Raw genomic sequence first — 774 nt, 5'->3', positions numbered from 1 at the left:
CTTCAACATCAGTAAGCGCAAGCCAAAGTGCTTCAGCTTCAGCATCTAACAACCAGAACTCAGCGTCTATCTCAGTAAGCGCGAGCCAGTCTGCGTCAATTAGTGCGAGCCAAAGCGCATCAGCATCAGTATCAGCAAGCATCAGTGCGAGCCAATCAGCATCTGTATCAGCTAGTCAATCAGCCTCAGCATCTGTAAGTGCAAGCGACTCAGCGTCTGTATCAGCTAGCCAATCNGCAAGCGCATCTGTAAGTGCAAGTCAAAGTGCTTCAACATCAGTAAGCGCAAGCCAAAGTGCTTCAGCTTCAGCATCTAACAACCAGAACTCAGCGTCTATCTCAGTAAGCGCGAGCCAGTCTGCGTCAATTAGTGCGAGCCAAAGCGCATCAGCATCAGTATCAGCAAGCATCAGTGCTAGCCAATCAGCATCTGTATCAGCTAGTCAATCAGCCTCAGCATCTGTAAGTGCAAGTCAAAGTGCTTCAACATCAGTAAGCGCAAGCCAAAGTGCTTCAGCTTCAGCATCTAACAACCAGAACTCAGCGTCTATCTCAGTAAGTGCGAGCCAGTCTGCGTCAATTAGTGCGAGCCAAAGCGCATCAGCATCAGTATCAGCAAGCATCAGTGCGAGCCAATCAGCATCTGTATCAGCTAGTCAATCAGCCTCAGCATCTGTAAGTGCAAGTCAAAGTGCTTCAACATCAGTAAGCGCAAGCCAAAGTGCTTCAGCTTCAGCATCTAACAACCAGAACTCAGCGTCTATCTCAGTAAGCG

At 48.6% G+C, this 774-nt stretch carries 2 protein-coding genes; both read right to left on the bottom strand.

Going from position 1 to position 774, the window contains the following annotated elements; genetic code table 11:
* Positions 1-259 precede the first annotated feature (259 nt).
* A complete protein-coding gene (locus tag D8791_RS10425; protein ID WP_185760596.1) occupies positions 260-409 on the bottom strand; it encodes a hypothetical protein in 150 nt (49 codons plus the stop codon).
* A 63-nt stretch (positions 410-472) separates the two neighbouring features.
* Positions 473-622, bottom strand: coding sequence for a hypothetical protein (locus D8791_RS10420; RefSeq protein ID WP_185760596.1), 150 nt, complete (start codon positions 620-622; stop codon positions 473-475).
* Positions 623-774: the final 152 nt, after the last annotated feature.

Origin of the sequence: Streptococcus cristatus (genome assembly GCF_003943515.1) — a bacterium.
GTDB classification, from domain to species: domain Bacteria; phylum Bacillota; class Bacilli; order Lactobacillales; family Streptococcaceae; genus Streptococcus; species Streptococcus cristatus_D.
Note: the sequence above shows the minus strand (reverse complement) of the source record. Positions and strands in the feature narration are given on the sequence as shown.

Bases quoted from the DNA above. Each gene is read 5' to 3' on its own strand.
- D8791_RS10425 (WP_185760596.1), bottom strand. From the start codon at position 409: ATGCTTGCTGATACTGATGCTGATGCGCTTTGGCTCGCACTAATTGAC.
- D8791_RS10420 (WP_185760596.1), bottom strand. From the start codon at position 622: ATGCTTGCTGATACTGATGCTGATGCGCTTTGGCTCGCACTAATTGAC.